The 20,313-nt window shown below is 56.4% G+C and carries 18 protein-coding genes; 12 read left to right on the top strand and 6 right to left on the bottom strand.

Annotated features, from left to right (window positions below; genetic code table 11):
• From BK659_RS12745 to BK659_RS12765, 5 genes are all read left to right on the top strand, one after another.
• On the top strand, window positions 1–3,417 hold the full coding sequence (locus BK659_RS12745) for a polyketide synthase family protein (protein ID WP_123425419.1): 3,417 nt from the start codon (window positions 1–3) through the stop codon (window positions 3,415–3,417).
• 59 nt (window positions 3,418–3,476) lie between these two features.
• Entirely contained in the window at window positions 3,477–3,953 is a 477-nt protein-coding gene (locus BK659_RS12750; protein WP_123425420.1) for an SRPBCC family protein, read from the top strand.
• A gap of 84 nt (window positions 3,954–4,037) precedes the next feature.
• Entirely contained in the window at window positions 4,038–4,736 is a 699-nt protein-coding gene (locus BK659_RS12755) for an outer membrane protein (protein WP_123425421.1), read from the top strand.
• Window positions 4,737–5,060: 324 nt separating this feature from the next.
• Window positions 5,061–5,348: a DUF6124 family protein gene (locus BK659_RS12760; protein WP_123425422.1), complete on the top strand. Its 288-nt coding sequence runs from the start codon at window positions 5,061–5,063 to the stop codon at window positions 5,346–5,348.
• A 24-nt stretch (window positions 5,349–5,372) separates the two neighbouring features.
• Window positions 5,373–5,648 carry a hypothetical protein gene (locus BK659_RS12765; protein WP_123425423.1) on the top strand — a complete coding sequence of 92 codons (276 nt, stop codon included), beginning with the start codon at window positions 5,373–5,375 and terminating at the stop codon, window positions 5,646–5,648.
• Window positions 5,649–6,158: 510 nt separating this feature from the next.
• Here BK659_RS12765 and BK659_RS12770 read toward each other — a convergent pair.
• Entirely contained in the window at window positions 6,159–6,479 is a 321-nt protein-coding gene (locus tag BK659_RS12770; RefSeq protein ID WP_123425424.1) for a cupredoxin domain-containing protein, read from the bottom strand.
• Window positions 6,480–6,492: 13 nt separating this feature from the next.
• Window positions 6,493–7,464, bottom strand: coding sequence for a metallophosphoesterase family protein (locus tag BK659_RS12775; RefSeq protein WP_123425425.1), 972 nt, complete (start codon window positions 7,462–7,464; stop codon window positions 6,493–6,495).
• A 149-nt stretch (window positions 7,465–7,613) separates the two neighbouring features.
• Between BK659_RS12775 and BK659_RS12780 the strand changes: the two genes are divergently transcribed.
• Window positions 7,614–8,126 (top strand): sigma-70 family RNA polymerase sigma factor, encoded by a 513-nt coding sequence (locus BK659_RS12780; protein WP_123425426.1) that lies wholly within the window; start codon window positions 7,614–7,616, stop codon window positions 8,124–8,126.
• Window positions 8,119–8,877 carry an anti-sigma factor family protein gene (locus BK659_RS12785; protein ID WP_123425427.1) on the top strand — a complete coding sequence of 253 codons (759 nt, stop codon included), beginning with the start codon at window positions 8,119–8,121 and terminating at the stop codon, window positions 8,875–8,877. The genes BK659_RS12780 and BK659_RS12785 overlap by 8 nt, the downstream gene beginning before the upstream one ends.
• A 481-nt stretch (window positions 8,878–9,358) precedes the next feature.
• Here BK659_RS12785 and BK659_RS12790 read toward each other — a convergent pair whose 3' ends face one another.
• The 4 genes from BK659_RS12790 to BK659_RS12805 all read right to left on the bottom strand — a co-directional run bounded on the left by BK659_RS12790 (window position 9,359) and on the right by BK659_RS12805 (window position 14,297).
• Entirely contained in the window at window positions 9,359–9,943 is a 585-nt protein-coding gene (locus BK659_RS12790; RefSeq protein ID WP_123425428.1) for a hypothetical protein, read from the bottom strand.
• A gap of 128 nt (window positions 9,944–10,071) precedes the next feature.
• Entirely contained in the window at window positions 10,072–11,160 is a 1,089-nt protein-coding gene (locus tag BK659_RS12795) for a lipocalin-like domain-containing protein (protein ID WP_123425429.1), read from the bottom strand.
• Window positions 11,150–13,627 carry an ABC transporter permease gene (locus BK659_RS12800; RefSeq protein WP_123425430.1) on the bottom strand — a complete coding sequence of 826 codons (2,478 nt, stop codon included), beginning with the start codon at window positions 13,625–13,627 and terminating at the stop codon, window positions 11,150–11,152. Before BK659_RS12800 ends, BK659_RS12795 begins: the two co-directional genes overlap by 11 nt.
• Before the next feature lies 1 nt (window position 13,628).
• A complete protein-coding gene (locus tag BK659_RS12805) occupies window positions 13,629–14,297 on the bottom strand; it encodes an ABC transporter ATP-binding protein (RefSeq protein ID WP_123425560.1) in 669 nt (222 codons plus the stop codon).
• 861 nt (window positions 14,298–15,158) lie between these two features.
• Between BK659_RS12805 and BK659_RS12815 the strand changes: the two genes are divergently transcribed.
• From BK659_RS12815 to BK659_RS27645, 5 genes are all read left to right on the top strand, one after another.
• Entirely contained in the window at window positions 15,159–15,446 is a 288-nt protein-coding gene (locus BK659_RS12815) for a hypothetical protein (protein ID WP_123425432.1), read from the top strand.
• A 34-nt stretch (window positions 15,447–15,480) separates the two neighbouring features.
• Entirely contained in the window at window positions 15,481–16,902 is a 1,422-nt protein-coding gene (locus tag BK659_RS12820; protein WP_123425561.1) for an undecaprenyl-phosphate glucose phosphotransferase, read from the top strand.
• 56 nt (window positions 16,903–16,958) lie between these two features.
• A complete protein-coding gene (locus BK659_RS12825; RefSeq protein WP_123425433.1) occupies window positions 16,959–18,101 on the top strand; it encodes a hypothetical protein in 1,143 nt (380 codons plus the stop codon).
• 84 nt (window positions 18,102–18,185) lie between these two features.
• Window positions 18,186–19,292, top strand: a complete 1,107-nt coding sequence (locus BK659_RS12830) for a glycosyltransferase 61 family protein (RefSeq protein WP_123425562.1) — start codon at window positions 18,186–18,188, stop codon at window positions 19,290–19,292.
• Window positions 19,293–19,756: 464 nt separating this feature from the next.
• A complete protein-coding gene (locus BK659_RS27645; protein ID WP_148050433.1) occupies window positions 19,757–20,311 on the top strand; it encodes a hypothetical protein in 555 nt (184 codons plus the stop codon).
• Window positions 20,312–20,313: the final 2 nt, after the last annotated feature.

The following is a 20,313-nucleotide window of genomic DNA, read 5'->3' on the forward strand; positions in this document are numbered from 1 at the left end:
ATGAGTGGCGCGGTAACGACAGAGGGCGATTTTTGCTTCAGTGCAATGGCGGGCGAGTTTCCTGGGGCGCCATCAACGGATGCGCTTTGGCACTTGCTCTCGGAAGGACAGATAGCTCCTATCCATTCGATGCTGACACGCTGGGAACTGGATAAGGCGTCGATCTATTCAGCAAAGGCCGGTGAAAAGGATCGCACTTACCTGGACAGTGCTTATTGCCTGACCGATGACGCTGCGATCCCTTCACGGCATGAAGGACGGCAGGTCGCCATCGGCAAGAAAGTGCTCCAGACGCTCCTCGCTCAGCTTGCCGGACAAGGCTCGGCATTGATCAGGGAACGCACGGCGTTGGTGGTCGCGACGTCCTGGAGTGATGAGAGTTATTTCGTCACGGGAATGTCTGGAAAAGCCGATGCACCACAGGGCTATACGCCGGGTGAACAAGTGGCTGAACTGGCGGCGGCTTTTGCCTTGGGTGGACCGGCGTTGTCGGTCGACACCGCTTGCAGTTCGTTCCCCTATGCAATCGATATGGCGCAGGCCCTGGTCAACAGCGGACAGGCGGATAACGCGATTGTCATGGCATTGAACACCGTACTGCCGCCGGCACTGTTTCTGGGGTTCTCGCAGTTGACCGCCTTTTCGTCCAGAGCCCAAATGCAGGCGTTCGGCCAGGACGCTGACGGCATTGTGCCGGGCGAATGCGCGGTGGCTTTTCTGGTCGAGCCCGTATCGCAAGCCCTGATTGCGCAGCGCCGCCCGCTGGGCGTTTTGCGGGCATTGGGACTTTCGGCCGATGGCGCCGAAGGCTCGGTGTTTGCGCCTGGCAAACAGGCCCAGTACACGGCTTACCAGCGTGCCTATAGCGGTCTTGACCCCAACGACGTGGACTACATCGAGACCCACGGTACCGGTACACCGCTGGGTGATGCGACAGAGCTGGATTCGTTGAACAGCTTCTTCGCCCCCCATCGCGCAGACGGCAAAAAAATAACCATCGGTTCGATCAAGTCCGTCATTGGTCACCCACTGGCTGCCGCCGGCGGCGCTTCGCTCGCCAAGGCGTTGATGATATTGCGTCACAAAGGTATTCCACCTCAGCCCGACTACCGGCCCAGCGCAAAAGTCGATGAGACCTGCCTGCAGCTGGCCACACAGCAGATTCAGCCCCTCGCTGATCGTCAGTCGGCGATCCGGGTTGGCATCTCCAGCTTTGGTTTTGGCGGCGCCAATGCGCACCTGGTGGTGGATGAATACATTCCCGACAACCACCCTGTCGTCCCCCGGACCGCTCCCGGCGTGCTGATGCTGGACCTGGCCATTGTCGAGGCAGAAGCGGCGATCGGCAGCCACTTCTCATTGCAGTCACTCAAGCAACAACTCGATCAGCCCGCAGCGCCATCAGTCAGTTTCCCTTATGGGCGCTTCGTTGATTACACCGCCACTTCAGCTCAGCCTTTACTGGGAAAATTCCTGGCGCAGGATCACCTCATTGATATCGACGGCTTCGGCATGGGCCCCAAACCGCTGGCCCATGTCGATCCGTTCAAGCTGCTGATCACCGATCGCGTCGGTCATTTACTGCGCCGCCTGCCAGGTGTGGCCGGTTCACCCGGCACCGCGATGGTCATGTGTTGCAACATGGGTGGCGAGCGCTTCAGCAATGCCTATAGCAGCGCTCACAGTTTCTACTCCCGGGCTCAAGGCATGCCACCGGGTGTGGAAGTGGCGGACGTGGCAACCATGTTGCCGAACATGTTGTCCGGCTACCCAGCGCAGATTTTTGACTTCAAGGGTTTCCATCAGACACTGGTCGGCACCCCGGGTTTGTTCTGGCAAACCCTGTTGGCATCGCAGCAATGGTTCAAGGAAGGCGTGACGACTCTCCTGCTCGGTGCGGGACGCTTTATCAGTGGTGAAATCGAGATCGAACGTGCCCGCAACGCGGCGACGACCCAAGGTGAAGGACTGGGGGTGCTTGCTCTGCGTCCTTATCAACCGAACGCCAGCGACAAACCGTTGCTGGTGATCCGCGCGGCGGTCCTGGCCCATGCCGCGAATTCGCTGGAACAGGCTTGCCAGCAACTGGGCAAAGAGCCGAGCCAATTCCAGAACATTGAAATCTGCGAGCTGCAGCCCAATGCGACTCGTGCCAGCGGATCACTGCAAGAGATGACCGGCTTCCTGGCTGAAGCCAGTGGCATCGAAACCCTGTTGGCGGTGATGTTGAGTGCATCGGCTCACACCGTGATCGAGGTTCGCGAGGCCGGCAAGGCCGTGATGTGGCTATTCACTGAAAAGCTTCAGGAGTGGAGCCCGGCGGCGGCTGAATCCGTCACCGCCATCAAGCATCCCTTCAATTTGCGTTTCGCTCACTCGGCACCCCAGCAATTGCAGCAGGTCAGCCCGCCTCCCCGTCCTGTCAGCCTTGTCCGGGAGCCGCAAAACGACGGCGTCGACGTACTCGAACTCAGCGACATGCTGACCAACACCCTGCTCACAGGGCTGCGAGTCAGGGTTCGCGCCATGGAGGGCCTTTTTGCCCTGCACCGTGGAGCTGAAGTCCAGCGTCCCGAGCACTGGCAACGTTGCCCGGAAAATATCGTGATCGCCAACGTCCGGCGCAGCCCGCAGTCACTGCACGCCCAGCTCGTGGTGAATGAAGCGCACCCTTATTTCTTCGATCACCCGCTTGATCACATCCCCGGCATTTTATTGCTCGAGGGCGTGTTGCAACTGATCGAGCTCGCCATGCCCCCACTGACTGGGCGAGTCGCCTATGTCAAAACCCTGAATATCAAATTCCAGCAATACGTACAAAAAGAGGGTGTGATTGACCTGCATCTGGAACAAGGCAAAGAACCCCAGGTATTCAATGCCAAGGTCATGCAGGCCGGGAAGCTGATGTGCACCTGTACTCTTGGGATGGCTTACAGCTCGGCGTTCGAGACATCGCCCGCCAGCGAGTTCACGGCCGTTCGCTGCCGCGACAAGGCCTTGCTACACAAGGCCCGGGAAGAAAACGTCATCGTCAGTGACATGAGCGGTATCGCTCAGGGCTTGAGCGTGGACACGCTCAAGCTGCCGGATGAGCACTTCTTCCAGGAGGGCGACCCCGAGCACTATTCGATGGTCTATTTCCTCGAAGTTGCCCGCCAGTGCTACATGCAAATTGCCCACAGCTACCTGCGGATCCCGCTCAATACCCCGATGAACTTGCTGGCCTTGAGTTTCACTCTGGATCGGCCAATCCCCAGGAACAGTCCGCTGTCATTGGCACCGCAAGCCGGTTTTGACGCGCAGGATCAGCCATTCAAAACCAACCGCATCTATATCGACCTGTTCAACCGGGGCGAAAAAATCGGTCAAGCCAGTATTACCGCTCAAGTGCTGAGTCAATCGGCGCCCGCGGCCTGAGGTATTGAATTGATCTCACTCTCCAGCATGACAGTGCCCCCCACAACCAAGGTGTCGCCGTGAACGATGTCAATGTGCAAGTCCGAGTCAAATCGCCGCCGTCTGAAATATGGAAGATCTGGAGCACTTTTTCAGAAGCCCCGTTATGGGATACTGACGTCAGCCATTGTGAACTCAATGGCCCGTTTCAGCCTGGAACGCGAGGCAAATGCGTCCTCAAGAATGGCCTGAGCATGCCACTGAAACTGGAAGCGGTGAAGGTTCATGAAAGCTATCGGAACACGGCAAGACTGCTTTGGATCGGCCTTGAATTCGATCACCGGATGCACAGGCTTTCTGCGCATGAAACCCAGGTCGTCCACAGCGCGAAGATCTCCGGCCCCTTGAGTTTTTTGTACCGCAGGCTGTTACGCAAAATGCTCACCGCGGCAATGACCACCGCACTGGACAACCTGTGCGCGCTGGCTGAACAACGGACGAAAGCCATGACTAACCCGGCGCTCGATAAACCTGGGCCGCATTTGCACCGCGCATGAACCATCCCGGGAGCGGGAGTGTTGAACGCTCGCTCCTGAACACGCTTCGCTTACTTATCGATAACGGCACACTTCGGACCGAGCATGAACCTACTAAAAAACACTCAGTATCTCGTGATGGGCGTCATTGGCATGGGCTTGATCGCCCCAGCGTCCAGTTCCGCCGACACGCTCGGCCCCTACCTCAGTGTCATGGGCGGCCTGAACTGGGTTGCTCCGCAGGACCTCAACCAGAACAACCTCGATTTTGTCGAGATGGAGTTCAACCAGCCGTTGCACTCCGGCTACGCCACCGGACTGGCATTCGGCTGGCGATTTCCCGTCGGGCTCAGACCTGAACTGGAACTGAGCTACCGCAAAAACACCCTGACCCAGTTCAATCACCGGGTCTACGAAGGCGGCGGGAGCATCGACGGCAAAGGCGAAGAGGAAGCCACCAGCCTGATGGCCAACCTCTGGTATGACGTCTTGAACCTCCCTGCGCCGTTCAGTCGGTTCACCCCTTACATTGGCGGCGGCCTGGGCTACACCACCTTGACAGTCAGTGGCCTGGAAGCCGGCGGCGTCCAGTTCGGCAACGAGCATCGCGACACCGTATCGGCCTACCAACTCGGCGCCGGAGTAGGTTACGAACTCACCGAACAATGGTCCATGTCCCTGGATTATCGCTACCTCAAGACTCGCGATGCACACTTCGGTGACATTCAAGGCCTACCCCAAGGCGATGTGCGCACTAACTACAACGCCCAGTCATTAATGCTCGGCCTGCATTACTGGTTCTAAGCGGTTAAACGGATCGACGCCTTGCACTGGCAAGGCGTCGTGACGACTAGCTGTTGAAAAACTTCGGCGGTGCGAATGAGCGCCTTCTCGGCTCTTTGGTTTATATGAATAGCCGGATCGTCAACAGAAACACGGGCTTCGGACATTTCCTGCACGCTGTAGCGGTTTTGGTGAACTTGTGCCGAGCGGGCCTCGCGGATAGCCTTCGTTTGTCGCTGCAAAATCAGTGGCAAGGGTGTGGAAGCCCTTCAAAAGATCTAGGCGCATAAGCGCCGCAAAATTTATGCAGGCGCTTTTCCTTAATTTTGTTCGAGGAACAAGCCAATGAAAAAAATCACCCTCAACCCTCTCGAAACCCCAGTCGCTTCCGATCCCATCAGCCACATCTTCACCATCGCCCCAAACGTCGACACCGAAACCCTGCTGATCCACACCTCCGAAACCCTCGCCTCGCTCAACGCCATGGCCACCGACCTGGCCTTTGAACTCGAAGGCTCGCGCCGCAACGTGGCGCTGGCCATTCAACAGTTGACCGTGCTGGCCGAGTTGATGGTGAACCGGGCGCTGGAGCACCTCGATACGCCTGATTCGACATCTGGCGTTCGTCACTGAGTGCTCACCAATGGAGGTACAGCCATGGCTCGCTACATGCCCATCACCGGGATCGACAACAATTTTCACTCGCTGCTCATCGACACCGAAGCACCGCTCGATGTACTCCATGACACGGCCGCCTACCGCATCAGCGCGGTGACGCAGTTGTTGGAGAACCTCGCCCTGCGTGAGGCGCCCCACAACGACAGCGTCGTTTTTCAGGACTTCGCACGGGTATTGGCGATTCCGCTGCGCGACGGTTGTGATTTGCTGGATGTCATCGGCCGACGATTGCAGGCGCAGGTGTCGGCGCCGTAATGAAAATGGGCGACCCTGGGTTCAATCACGGTCAGCCAAGGAAATGCATTCTATAAAACGAAGCAAGTCCACTGTGGGAGCGAGCTTGCTCGCGATGACGGTTTTACATTCGGCATCAATGGTTACTGTCATACCGCTATCGCGAGCAAGCTCGCTCCCACATTTGATCTTTGCTGTTTCGAACCTTGCGTTCGCTTAATTGACTGGCATTCCGCTGAAAAGCTTCGGCGATGGCAGCTCCGGTACTTCCTGATGAAAATGGGCGACCTCGGGTTTAGTCACGGTCAGCCAAGGAAATGCATTCTGTAAAACGAAGCAAGTCCACTGTGGGAGCGAGCTTGCTCGCGATAGCGGTTTTACAGTCAGCACACATGTTTACTGCCACACCGCTATCGCGAGCAAGCTCGCTCCCACATTAGATCTCTGCTGTTTCAAACTTTGCGTTCACTTGATTGACCGTTATCAAACCCTGGGGTCACCCATTTTTTCTGCGTTGCAACGACCCTCCCCTCACTTCGCCGCACTGACAATGATCTTCCCGATCATCTGCGGGTGCAGCGTGCAGTAGTATTCATAGGTCCCCGGCGTATTGAACTGATAGGAAAACTGGTCGTTGGTGTCGAGCGCTGCCGAATGGAACACCTTGTGGGTTTCCATCAGCGTATGGACCGTTTGATCGTCGTTGACCCAGGTCACGGTGGTGCCCACCGCTATCGTCACTTCCTTGGGACCAAACATGAATTCCTTGATGTCGATTCTGGTCCCTTCCGCCCACGCCGGTATCGAAACCATCAGGCAACCCAAGGCCAGTACCCGCAGTAAATGCTTCATGTCAGCGCCTCCCCTAAACAAGTGTTGAATCGATCAGTGCCAACGGATGATTGCCCTGCGTCGCCTTGACCTCGGTAATCCCCAGGTAGTTGCGCAGTTGATCGGCCGCCACGGTCATCGGTCCCGGTGCTGGCCCGGCACCGGGTGCGGGTTGCGGGTAAGCCGTGCCGCGTGCGGTGTGGAAGGTGATGTTGCCCTCGACCTTCTGGATGACCTGATGGATGTGGCCATTGAGCACCGTCACCGAACCGTATTTGCGCAGCATCGCGATGGCTTGATCACCGTCTTCGGTGCCCCAGCCCCACGGCTGATAGATCGTCCACAACGGAATGTGGGTGAACACCACAACCGGTGTGCTGGTGCTCACTGCCTTTAAATCATCCTGCAGCCAGGCCAGTTGCTCGGCACCGAGGGTTGCCTCGTGGCCCGCCTGGAAGTTGAAGACGTTGACCAGCGCGATGAAATGCACGCCATGGTCATCGAAGCTGTACCAGCCGTTGCCTTTGGTGCCTTTGCCATAGCGTTCGAGGTAGAGCTTGCCGCCACCTTCATCGAGGGTGTCGTGCTCGCCCGGAATGTAGTGCACGGTTGAAGGCAGGCCTTTGAGCATAGACGCGGCAGTATCGAATTCCTCCGGTTTGGAGAGGTGGGTGATATCCCCTGTGTGGAGGATCAACGAAGGCCTTTTCGGCAGCGCGATAACTTTGTCGATGGCGACCTGCAAGGTCTTCAGCGGTTCGGGATTGGCTTCCTTGTTGAAACCGATGTGCGAGTCGCTGATTTGTACGAAGTGAAAAGTGCTGTCCAGCGCTTTCGGGTCCGATACGGTGCCATCGTCACTCAGGGCAAACGCTCGCGGTATACCGCCACTCAACGCCCAGATAACGCCGGCACCAGCCCATGCCGAGCATTTGAGCAAGTTTCGGCGGTCGGGGTCCAAGGGGCCGTCTGTACGCTTTTCATGTGTTGTCGAACGAATGTTCATGGGAACGCCCTCGTAGCGGTCTACATTGATGAACTGACACGATGTACAACCGAGCGGGTCGGGGATTTATTCCAGGCAAAAAAATATTTTTTGTTTCGGGAATAAAATGCAACGCATCCGGGTTATAGGGGGCAAAGGCTGGAGCCACTATGAAGCGATTTGAGGAGCTGTTTGCGCCACATATGGATGCGGCTTATAACCTCGCACGCTGGCTCACCGGCAGTGACAGCGCGGCGCATGATGTGGTGCAGGAAAGTGCGCTCAAGGCATTCAGGTTTCTGCATCGTTTCGCGGACGGCAACGCCAGGGCCTGGTTCCTGACGATCGTACGCAACGAGAGTTACAACTGGCTCAAGGGCTCGACCGGTCATCGTTGGGTCGCCATCGACGATGAGATCTCGCAAGACAATCTTGCCTTGAGCCACAGCCAGACACCGGAACTGCTCGCCATGCAGGCGGAGGACGCCACACGGATTCAACAGGCACTGCGCGCCCTGCCCCCGGTCTTCCGTGAAATGATCGTCCTCAAGGAGTTGGAAGACATGCCCTACAAGGACATCGCGAAGGTGGTCGACATTCCTCTGGGAACCGTCATGTCCCGACTGGCCCGCGCCCGCGCCATGCTCAAGCTGGAACTACTGAAGTTGCAAGGCCATGAATGAGATCAACTGCACGGTCTGCCACGAATTGATTCATGGCTACCTGGACCATGAACTGGACGCTGCGAGCGCAACGAACGTTGCCGAGCACCTGTCGCAATGCGCCGACTGCCAACGCGTGCATGACGAAGCGCAACGGTTGATCGCCAGCGTCAAGACCTATGCACCTTATTACGCGGCGCCCGACGCACTGATTCAACAGGTCTTCGCCAATCCCCCGTCACCGACTTCTCCCTGGCAAGCTCTGAGAGACGTCGCACAAAAGTGGCTGGCACCGGCGTTTTCCGCGGTCGCGCTGGCCATGGCACTGGTGTTGTATGTGGCCACGCCTTCGCCTGAGCAACCCTGGCTGGACGAAGCGGTGTCCAACCATGTGCGTTCGCTGATGGCCCAACACTTGAACGATGTCGTTTCCTCCGACCGGCACACGGTCAAGCCATGGTTTACCGGCAAGCTGGACTTTTCGCCGCCGGTGTTCGACTTCTCGGCACAGGGCTTCCCTTTACTCGGCGGGCGACTGGATTACCTGCAACACCAGACAACCGCGGCGCTGTCTTACGGGCGGGCGAAACACATCATCAACGTGTTCATTCTGCCAACGACAGCAACCGATACCCCAAGGCTTAGTCAGTCCATCCGCGGCTACAACGTGGTCGCCTGGCAAGACCATCACATGCGTTTTATCGTGATATCCGATCTGGAAAAAACCGAACTGGAAGTCTTCAGCCAGTTGCTTGAACAGCGTGTTTTTTAATGGGGGGCGTAACTTGAAGGCCATCGGCCCCGAGACGCGCGGTGAAATGTTGTTTATCGCGCTTGGTGAAAGGTGTTCGCCCAGTGTATTGGCCTGGCAATCCATGCACCGGTAAAGAGCCCCGACACTGGGCGAACGGGGGGATTTTAATGCAACGAAAACGATCTGTCCGTTCAAAAATTCTGAATTAATCTGGACATACTGTTTCAGCGCAATGTTTTGAAATGAAAAAAAACGAACCAGTTCGGTCAAATTGCGTCCCCGAGTAACATAAGTACCTACACATCTTTTCGTTCCCCCTGTAGCAGCTGCCGAGCCTGCGAGGCTGCGTTCGAGGACGAAGTCCTCGCAAATCCGGCGTACGCGGTTTGCCTGAAAGAACACGTTGCCTGATTTCACGACCGCTTCGCGGCCGAACGCAGCCTCGCAAGCTCGGCAGCTGCTACGGGACGTAGATACTTAATAGACACCAGGTGTCGCTCTAGCCTTCGTGCTGGGTGGTGATTTTCAGCACGTCGGTGTACGTCACCACCACACTCTGGCCAACCTTGAGGTTCTTCAGGTGGGCCCGAACTTCCGGTTTTTCCACGGTGACGACTTTTTTCACGCCAGCCGGGTTTTCAAAGGTCAGCTCGTGTTTCTTCAGATCGATGGCAGTGATTTTCAGCTGTACCTGAACGTGACGGAACGCTTCGCCGCCCGGGTTTGGATTGTCCTTGGTAGCACGCGCGTCCCCGCTGCTTTCGCTAGCACTCGGCAGGCCCTTCTCGACATCGGTGTCGAGTACAACGGCCACCGAGTGGGTGACGTCGACCTGAACCTTGTCACCGGTCTTCAGATGGCCCAGATCCTTGGCGTTATCGCTGAGCTGGACATGAACCTGTTTGCCTTCGGCACCTTCGAGCACCACTTGATGCTTGGCGGCGTCGACCGAAATGACTTTAGTAACCAGTTGATCGGCTTCCACCGTATTCGACAACGGGATATCGGCCGCATAGGCACTGAGGCTACCGGCAGAAAGCAAGGTCGCGAGGGTAATGGCTTTGGTCAGTGAGTGAAGTTTCATAACGGTACGTTCCCTGTGTTTGAAGTAAAAAATGCAAACAGCGACCCTCGGCTCATGCCTAAGGCCATCTGTGCCGAAGGAGCATAGACGCAGATCACGACTTCACCCGAAACAATGCGGCGCACGACTCAATACCCGGTCATTTCCAGATACCCGTTGCCGACATGGCTGCCGCTCAACTGCACCGGCCCCTCCCAATAGGGAATGCGCAAATCCATCCAGGCCTTGGGGTTCAATGCGCTGCTGGTGATGTCCAGGCCTTTGCCCGGCACCTTGATCGACCAGTGCGTCGGCAAACTCCGCCCGGCCACCTCGGAAGATGCCAACGGCGTGAGGCTGATCTCGTCCCGCGACAGCTGCACAGCGCTGCCATCCGGGTTGATCCAGGTGCCGGTCAGGTAAGCCGCCCCGTCCTTCTGCCGCACCCGAAACAGCATCAACTGCACGCCACTGTCCAGGTGCAGGGAAAACCAGTCCCAACCGGTCTGGTTGGCCCTCAATGGTTGGCTGCTCCACTCACGGTCAAGCCAGGCCGGGCCGCTGACCTGATACGTCGCGCCATCGATTTCCAGGCTACCGCTGGCCTGGAAGAACGGCTGGCTGTAGTAGTACGACGCCTGGCCCTGTTCGGATTTTTGACTGAAGCCTTGCTCGCCTTGCAGCACCAACGGCCGATTTGAGGTGAGTCGCAGTCGATAGTTGAAGCCTTTGCCACTGGCCTGCACGTGCATTTCTGCCAGCGGGTTCGCGGTGTCGGTTTGAGTGCTCAGGCGCCAGTCATCGATCCACGCCGCAAACGGTACATTCTGAACCCCGGCCTGACCGATACCACCGCGGGCATAACGTTCTGCGGCATGGTGAACGGTCGCCGAGGTGACCGCCGCGTGGCCAAGCCAGATGATCTGGCTGGCCCAGCCGGGCTGCTCGGGTCCGGCCTTCAGGGCATTGCGAAACAGTGTCCACTGCACGCCGAATTCCCGGCCCTGCGGGTCCTTGAGGTTGGCGGTGATGTACCACCATTCGACGCGGTAACCGTCATGCGCACCGTGATCCGCCGGGAAACTGAATACCCGGCCCGGTGTTACCTGCTTGAATGCCGCCGCGTCGCTGCCCAGTCCGGCGAAGCTCTCGCTGGTTTTCGACGCGTCGTCACAACCGGTCAATGCCAGCAACAGCACGGCCAGCAACAACACGCCGACCGCCCGGTTAATCCTCATGGGCAAAGCTCCTCAGCAGATCCGCCGGTTGCGTGCGATAGAGCTTGAACAGCGGCCACGCCGATGCCAGCAACGTCGCCAGCATCGCCAGCCCCATCAGTTGCGCGAGTTGCAGCGGGAACACCCGCAACGGCAGACGCCAGCCAAACGCCTGAACGTTGATCACCGTGTCCAGGCACCAGGCCAGCGCCAGCCCCAGAGGCAACGCCACCACCAGCGTCAGCAGCGCCAGCAACCAGGTCTGTCCGAGGTTGAGCAACATCAATTGCCGGCGCGTCACACCCAACGCCCACAAAGGTGCCAGTTGCCCGAGACGACTCTGGCTTTGCGTCAGCAGACTGATGAACAGCGCCACGCCGGCCACGCCGAGGGTCAGGCTGTTGAGCGCCGCGGTGGCCGCGAAGGTCCGTTCGAACACCTGCGCCGACCACCCCTTGAGCCGGGCCTGATCGACGATGCGACTGTCGTCCAGGGCAAAGCGCGCCTGTAGCGCCGTCAGCAACAGTGGAATTTGTGCCGGTTCGATCCGCAGGTTGAAACGGCTCGGCGTCAGTTGCGGCCAATAACGCAGCAAGTGTTCGGCATTGACCAACAGATGCCCCTTGGGGTTGCCGTAGTCGGCGTAGATCCCGATCAACTGCGGTGACCACGTGCCTTGAGGCGTGGGGATATTCAGGCGGTCACCGAGACGCAGTTTGAGTCGACGGGCCAGTTGTTCGCTGAGCATCAGCGTGTCGTGCGCCGCCAACTGATCCCAGGGATGCTCGCCCAGCGCTTCAAGCAACGGCCAATGCTCGCGATAAGTCGCATGATCGATCACCCCGTAAAGGTCCGCCGGCCAGCCCTGCAACGACACTGCGACCTGCCAGCTTGGCAGCACCGCACTGAGCTTTTGTTCGGGCAGCCACTGTTGCAGCGCGGTCGCTTGCGCCGGATTCTGCGGGTTGATGTAAAGCTCGGCGGTCAGTCGTTGCTCCAACCAGTCACTGAACGTCTGGCGAAAACCTGCGGTCATGCTGCCGGCACCAATGTTGGCCGCCAGCGCCAGGAGCAGCGCCATCAAGGCCAGACTCAGTGCGGGTAACTGCTGACGGCAATCGGCGAGAAACCATTGCCCCAGCACCGAACGACTGCGCCGCAATACCAGGTTCAGCGCAGCATTGAGCAGCACCGGTAAACTCAGCGCCGCACCGAGCAACAGCGCAGCCATCAGCACAAAACCGCTGGCCAGACTGTCTCCCCACGTTAACGCGATCAGGCCGATCACAGCGGCAACAGCCGCGACCCAGCCCTGACGCCGCAACCAGCGTGCGTGAGCCTGATGCCAGGCTTGCGGGTTGGCCAATGCCAGCAGCGGCAGTCGCGCTGCCCGCAGCAAACTGTTGGCGCCGGCCAGCAGTGCGCCGAGCAGACTCAAACCGAGTCCGCTGAACCACCACAGCGGGCTGAGGCTCAACTGCCCCGCCACTTCCGCGCCGTACAACCCGCGCAGGCTGGCGGCAACGTCCGGCAACAGCAGACTGGCCAACAGGTAACCGCTGGCCACCCCGACCATCCCGCCGAGCAGTGCCAACCCACCCAATTCCAGGCTCAGACAGAGGATCAGCCTCCGCGCGCTGACCCCACAAGCGCGCAGGGTCCTGAATAGCCCGCGGCGTTGCTCCAGCGCCAGGCCGATGGCGGCGTGGACGATGAACAGACCGACCACGAACGACAGAAACCCCAGCGCATCAAGGTTCAGATGAAAGCTTTCGGTAAGCCGCGCCAGATTGTTCTCCTCGCCGCTGCGCTTGAACTGCAACTGACCGACTAACTCGGCGGGTAACTGAAGCTCGGTGGCGGCGAAGTCCCTGGGCAACAACAGGCGCGACAACTGTTCCGGCAAGCCCAACACCTGCTGGGCAAAGCCGATGTCCAGCAGCAATACACCGGGGGCCATATCGACCTGACTGTGCAACGGCGGCAAGGTCTGCCCGTTGAGGTTTTGCGGTTGATCGCCCTCGCGCAAACCAAGCGCCTGTAACGTTGCCGGGGCAATCCAGGTACGGCCCGGCGGGACGACAAAATCAACCCTCTGCGCCATGTCCAGGCGTTGCCCGGCCAACGCCGAACCGGTTGGCAACGACAACGGCTCGATGCCCATCAGTTGCAAACGCTGGTCTTCATGGCCCTTGAGCTGGATTCGCCCCTGCAACAGCGGCGATACCGGCCAACCGGCCCGACGCAGGTTGACGAACAGCACCTGTGAAAAGGTCGCGCCATTCGGTGCACTCAGACTGGCCTGGGGTTCGCCGCCAATCAGCTGGCTGGCTCGGGCGTAACTTTCTCGCGCCTGACTGTTCAGCGCCTGCACCCCGGTCAACAGGCTGGTGGCCAGCCAGAGCCCGGTCAGCACACTGAAAAACTGCACCGGGTGCTGACGCCAATGGCTGATCAGCGCTCGCAAGGTTTCACGCAGAACGCCCATCTCAGCGTTGGCCTGCGTCGACCAAACGTCCGCCGTGCAATATCACTTTTTCCGCCAATCGTGCAGCGACCCGTTGACTGTGCGTGACCATCAACAGACTGGTGGGGCTGTCATCGAGCAGTTCCAGCAGCAAGTCGAGCACCTCGTCACTGGTGTGTTCATCGAGACTGCCGGTCGGCTCATCGGCCAACAGCAAACGCGGGTGTGACGCCAACGCTCGCCCCAGGGCAACCCGTTGTTGCTGGCCGCCAGACAACTGCTCCGGATAACGCTGCAGCAAATCCCCCAGCCCCAGCCGCGCCACCAGTTGCGCCTGCCAACGCAAGTCATGGCGCCCGGCCAGGCGTGCCTGAAATGCCAGATTGTCCTCGACCCGCAGGCTACCGATCAGGTTGTACTGCTGGAACACCAGGCCGATTTCAGTGCGTCGCCAATTCGCCAGCTGCCCTTCGCTCATCTGCTCGAGACGCTGATCGCCCATGCGGATGCTGCCGCGATCAACCTTGTCGAGCCCGGCAATCAAGTGCAGCAAGGTACTCTTGCCACTGCCGGACTCACCCATCAGCGCCAGGCTGCTGCCTTGCGTCAGCTGCAAGTCGACACCTTGCAACACCGCCAACGGACCTTGCGGGGTGGCGTAGCTCTTGAACACGCCGTGCACCTGAAGCATGGGAACGCTCGCTCGACAGAAGGTCAGATCAAGGATAGCGGACAGGATGGAACTCCCATGCCTCCCCCTCGCGTAGGAGCTGCCGAAGGCTGCGATCTTTTGATCTTCCGGCGCCCCGAAAAAGATCGCAGCCTGCGGCGCCGTTATCAACGCATAGCCTGGCAATGCCAGACGCCGACGCGGCTTGAGGCCAATTCCGAACAACAGCAGCAGTTCCTTCAGGTATCTCGTCATGAGTCCTCTCTCGCTCCTGATCGGTATGGCGAGTTAGTGACTGGCCATCTTTTGGCACTAGCAGCACGCACTTAAAGCGCAGGAAATGCCATCTAACGTGCAAAAGCGTCAAAAAACAGATGACTCAAAAATGACACACCTACATCTGTCAATCCTTGTAACTCAAACTTTACGACCGTTTATCGCTTTCTTTACAGCGTCTGAAACGCCTCAACCACAGGCAGAGCCGTTGTCTGACGGCACTTGATGGCGGATCGCCTAACTCCTGACCATTTTTCAACATGAGGAACATGTCAGTTTGCTGACATGGTTTGTCCACGCTGGACTATACCCCGACATAGCAGAAAGCTTCTTTCAGCTGCTGAAACGGGAGCGGATAACGACTGATCGATCAGGGGAGGATCTCCTGGATGAGTGGCGTGCTAGTGAGAGTCGATTGGACGTCCAGGCCGAAGTGAGTCCAGGGCTGGAGATTATGTGATCGCGGATTACCGTCGTGGCAAGACGGTTGTGGAGAGCCTGCGAAGCGCCTACTGCTGCAGATAAGCGCTTACAAGATTTTATGAGATTGGCTGTGTCACGGCTGGCGGCTCATATTCCGCATTGACCTCCAAGGGGGTGAATTCGATGAAGATGTATTTGAGCAAAGTTGGCAAAGACGCCTGGGGCGCGCTCCTTGCGGTCTGTTCTGCTGGCTTGGCGGCCTGCTCCTCGCCGGCTGAGAAGGCCAGCAAGTATTACGAGAAGGGTCTGGCGCTGATGGTTCAGGGCGACTTGCTCAAGGCTCTGGCACTAGGAGAGCTGTCAATGTGGTGCGAATCATCGAAGCTGCGGTGCACCGCTGATGGATCATTCAACGCTGATACGTTAATTAATAATTATATTTTCATTGCCTTTTTATTGTTTGATAGATAAGCGTTTTGGATTCTCAGTTTAATGAGGTCTAATGATGATATTCGAACCCAGCAGTAGCCGCTCCATACTCCAGCGACGAAGCAGTACCAGTAACGCTATTCAGGCCGGTCTCGATTTTGTTGCTGTGATCGGTGTCGCATGGTATCTGATCGATTATCATATCGGCGTTATAACGCAGGCTTATGTCATCATGCTCCTGTTGCTGCTTGGGGCGCTGGCCGTCGTGTACGACCATTATGCTATTTACCGAAGCAATGTTGGATTTACCGTCAAAGCATTTAAGCTTTTAAAGGCGTGGCTTGCGGCTTTTGGCTTTCTCGTGGTCATGGCTTTTCTGACCAAACAAAGTGAACAGTACTCGCGCCTATTGGTTGCGCAGTTATTTATTGTTGGATATTTCGCTCAGTTGCTTTTGCACCTGGCGATACTCGAAGTGCAGAAGAAACACTTGACCCACCCGAATCAATTGGAAGCCGCTCTTATTATTGGCTCGGGGGAGCTGGCTAGCTTCCTTCACCAGAAAATAAGCAATAATCCCTGGCTGGGTGAACGGGTGGTCGGTTGTGTGTTGATTGAGGCGGGCGATGATCGGGGCAAGCAGGGCTCAGAAAGCACGCAACGTTTGCCGATACTGGGTAATATCTCCGACCTAGATGAGTTAATCGTGCGACATTCTATTCGTACCGTATATTTCGTTACACCTCTGGATGGCTCGGAGGTCATTAAGGATGTTTACTTAAAGCTGCTTGATAAGCACATTGCTATTAATTGGGTGCCTGACATTTTTTCACTGCGCTTGATCAATCACAGCGTTCGTGAAATTGCCGGTATTCCCGTGCTGACTTTGTCTGAAACTCCGCTGATGGGGATGCGCCTGTTTCTAAAGAATTTCGAGGACAAAGTCTTGGCTTTTCTCATCTTGCTTCTTGCGGCTCCATTGCTGGTGGCTATAGCGATTGCCATCAAGGTCGATAGCCCTGGACCGGTGTTCTTTCGACAGGAGCGCATGGGGTGGAGTGGAGTTTTCCGTATCTGGAAGTTCAGAAGCATGGTCGTCCATCAACTGGAAGACGGCATCGTCAAGCAGGCAGAAAAGAATGATCCGCGCAAGACCAGGGTTGGAGCCTTTATTCGGCGAACTAGTCTGGATGAGCTACCACAGTTGTTCAACGTTTTGATGGGGGAAATGTCTCTGGTGGGGCCTCGCCCGCATGCTATTCAGCATGATGCACAGTACTCGCATGGGATCGCAGACTACTTTGCGCGTCACAATATCAAGCCAGGCATCACAGGCCTGGCTCAGGTGCGTGGTTTTCGCGGTGAAACGAGAGATATAGAGCAGATGATTCAGCGTGTTGAGTCTGACATTGAGTACATCAACAACTGGTCGCTCTGGCTCGATTTCGTCATTCTTCTGCGAACTCTGTTTGCCTTCACCGGCAAGCGAGCCTATTAGCCAGTCTTGCAAGCGACCCATAAACCACACAAGGCAAGTTAAAAAGAGTGCCGGAAATGAAAGCGTATTTAGCGGTGCCGATCCGAAAACTCATATCTCCCTCAATACGATTTGAGCTAAGAAAAACTGCAGCCTGGCTGCGAGACATACTTGGGCGAGCCTGTTTCTGGCGCTGGGAGATTGTCAGATTCAAGCTGCGCAAAGACAGTCCTTACGACATCCTCTATGTGGGAAGGAGAACACAGCGGGAGATGGCCAAGATTCTCATGGGGGTGGAGTCTCCTGTGGCCGACAGCAAATCGGAATCGGATAAATCGAACCGTACGGTTCTGGTCAGTGAAATGCCAACCTTGGGCGCGTTGTATGTGCCTCACTTTCTGAGTGCTATCGTGCCGCTGGGTCGCTCCATTGACGATATCACGGCGGAATACGATAGTAAGTTACGTCGAAACATACGCAAGAACCAGTCGCGCTACCGAATGAAGCAGGCGCTGACGGATGACGAAATTGAAAGAGCCGACAGGGAAATGCTTCAACCCTATGCCATCGCAAGGCATGGCACCGCCGCCTCGCAAATTGCCTCACATGAAGTGTTAAGGATAGCAAAGACTTTCGGCCGGCTCGATCTAATACTGTTGGAAGACGAAATTGTTGCATGCCAACTTGCGTGCGTAATTACTCGGGCCGGAAAGCGCTACTGGAGCATGATACGTGCTGGCTATCCTGAGGCGGTTTTTTCAGATACCAAAAGGCTGAATGAAGTCAACTCGATCACTACATTTATGGAGCTTGAGTGGGCCATAAACAATGGCTTTGACTATTATGACATCGGTACTTGCCTGGCCCGTCCAGACGACGGACTTCTCGAATGGAAAAGAAGACGTGGCGGTGATGTTGATACGCTGGGTAACCACGCTTATATGTTTGTCCGACTGCCCAAGGTGGGTGCAGCCCAACTCCTTTGGCATACACCGTTATTTGCTGTCGAGGGAAAAAAACTGACACTTCATCTTGGCTTGCCGGACGGGCAAAACGATGAGGAAGTGGCGACTCGCTATATTAACATGGGGTTTGGCGGGCTATACAAAATTTATCTCTACTGCGCCAAGAGCCCAAGCGAACCTCTTCTCGACAGGTTACGTAGCCGTTATGCTCATTTGAAGTCCCCGCCCATTATGGAGAGGATCATATCTACCTGAGCAGCTTTCTGATGTTAAAAAATGCAGTTTAGGCGCTTGCGCCATTTACTGTTTTTTGTAGAGGCGGATGAGAGTGAACATGATATGTCGGAATTACGCGTGTTAACGAGCAGCCACCGGACAACATGGAGCCTTGCTGCATACCGGCATATTGTAAGAGCGCGGGTCATGCGAAAGCCGGCGGAAACCCCGCAAAGTGCAGCGGTGAAATCCTGGAATATTGCGCCTGGCGAAACATCAATCTCTCCACCGGCTTTTTTCCTGCCCAATCAACTCGAACGTGTGACAGGATGGGAGGAAGAACGCTTTTTTCCTTACGAACACCCCCGTCGTACAATGGAAGGAATAGGCAGCGTTGATCATGGTCCAACACGGGGCCACCTGCTTAAAGATGTCTGGCTGATAGATGGAACACTCTACAAGGGCAACGCAAAATCCTGCTTATCTCCTAGATCTGGTTGGCTTCCAAAAATCTCCGTGGAAACCGAGATGGAGCGCGGGGCGATTTACTGTACTGCAGGTGGAAACCAATGGTTTGGCTCCTGGCTGATGGAAGACTGTGCAACTTACCCATTAGCATGCGACGAAGGAGTTCCGGTGACGACCGCGCCATCCACCAGGTTTCCTCTATTTCCCCAGGCTCCCGAATATGAGGACTGGCTTGGCATAACACCGGTCCGTTTGCGCAATGCTTTTTTTCGTGAGCTCGTGATATTCGATGACCTAAGTCAAAATCGAAATAGGCATTTACGCTTTCGCGCGATGGGTGAAAAATTACTGTCACACGTAAGGTACAGCTCTCACCCCGGAGTTTTCATTCTGCGAGGCGGCAACGGTGAATTGCGACGGTTACACAATGAAATGGAACTCGCTGAACGTCTGCATAACCGCAGAGGTTTTCGCATTCTCGACCCTTCGAAAACCGATGTTCCGACCATCGTGGCGACCTGCGCTGGAGCACAAACCGTGGTGGGGGTCGAGGGGAGTCATCTCGTACATGGTGTCAATGTACTTCAGCCTGGTGGCTCACTGCTGGCTCTGCAGCCCCCGAATCGTTTCATCTGTTATTACAAGTATCTAACGGATCGCGATCACCAGAATTTTGGCTTTGTGGTGGGAACGCCAGAGGGCGATGGCTTTACAATCGACCCCGATGAGGTTGAGCGCACTCTAGACCTATTCCCTTCATGAAGACTTGATCTGAACCACGCTCCTCGTGCCAAGGTCGAGCCCCCACTCCGAGTGATCAAACGCCAATTTGGGTATCAGCAACGCGCCTTGGGTCAAATTTCAATCGACAGGGAGGGTCAGTTTTCCGTAAGCGCTCCATGCATCCGCCCGCGGCCGCCCCGTATCACGGTGAGCGGAAAGGCCAAAGGCGGTGCGGGGCGTGTGTTGCATTTGGTCTTTGAGACCGCCCTGTTGCGGGCGATGCTCAAGCCTGAAGCTATTTCATGCGGATAGAATCCGCTTGATTGATGACTGACGTGTTTGCCGTGACGTTATTTTGACGAAATCACACTGGCTTTCTATTTATATTTATCGTGATGACGCACTATTGACGCGATAGCTATGTGCCTACTATGCTCAATTTAACTTGATAAAGATTCCTTCGTCCGACAAAAGAATACTCCTCTGCTCAGGGAGGCGATGTTATGCACCTGACACTTTTTATTAAATCCGTTTTGTTATTAATGCTCCTGAATGGTGCGGCTGTTTCTAGTGCTCAGGCGGCCAGTTTGGTCTATAAATCTAGTTGCATGAGCAACGCTGGCGAGAATTTAGGGCCTCAACCAGGTATGCTGATCGAAGAGCACGCGGGTGGCGTGCTGTTTATTTTTAGAAACAGCATTGACGTGCCTTCACCTCTTTCAGATGGCAACGCCATTGGCTTTCACACCGACTTCTCCGGTGATTCTCACACGCAGAGCATTGCTCCCAAGGGCGCGCTCAACAATGGGGTCAACGCTCTCGGCAAGTGGGTCAGCTTCCTTGGGCCGTGCGCCAATGCTTCTTCATTTAACAGTTTGATTGCGGCGCTTGCCAATGGCCAGTTCAGGGTTGGTCGGCATGTCCAGGGTATAGGTCTGGCTGGGACAGCTAATTCTTATATCAATCAACGGAGTGCGGTACCACTTCCTGCGGCAGCATGGTTATTTTCTTCCGCGTTGTTTGGATTTATCGTGTTTGCCAATCGACGGAAGGTGTAGGT

This window comes from Pseudomonas brassicacearum, assembly GCF_003732225.1.
Taxonomy (GTDB): Bacteria; Pseudomonadota; Gammaproteobacteria; order Pseudomonadales; family Pseudomonadaceae; genus Aquipseudomonas; species Aquipseudomonas brassicacearum_E.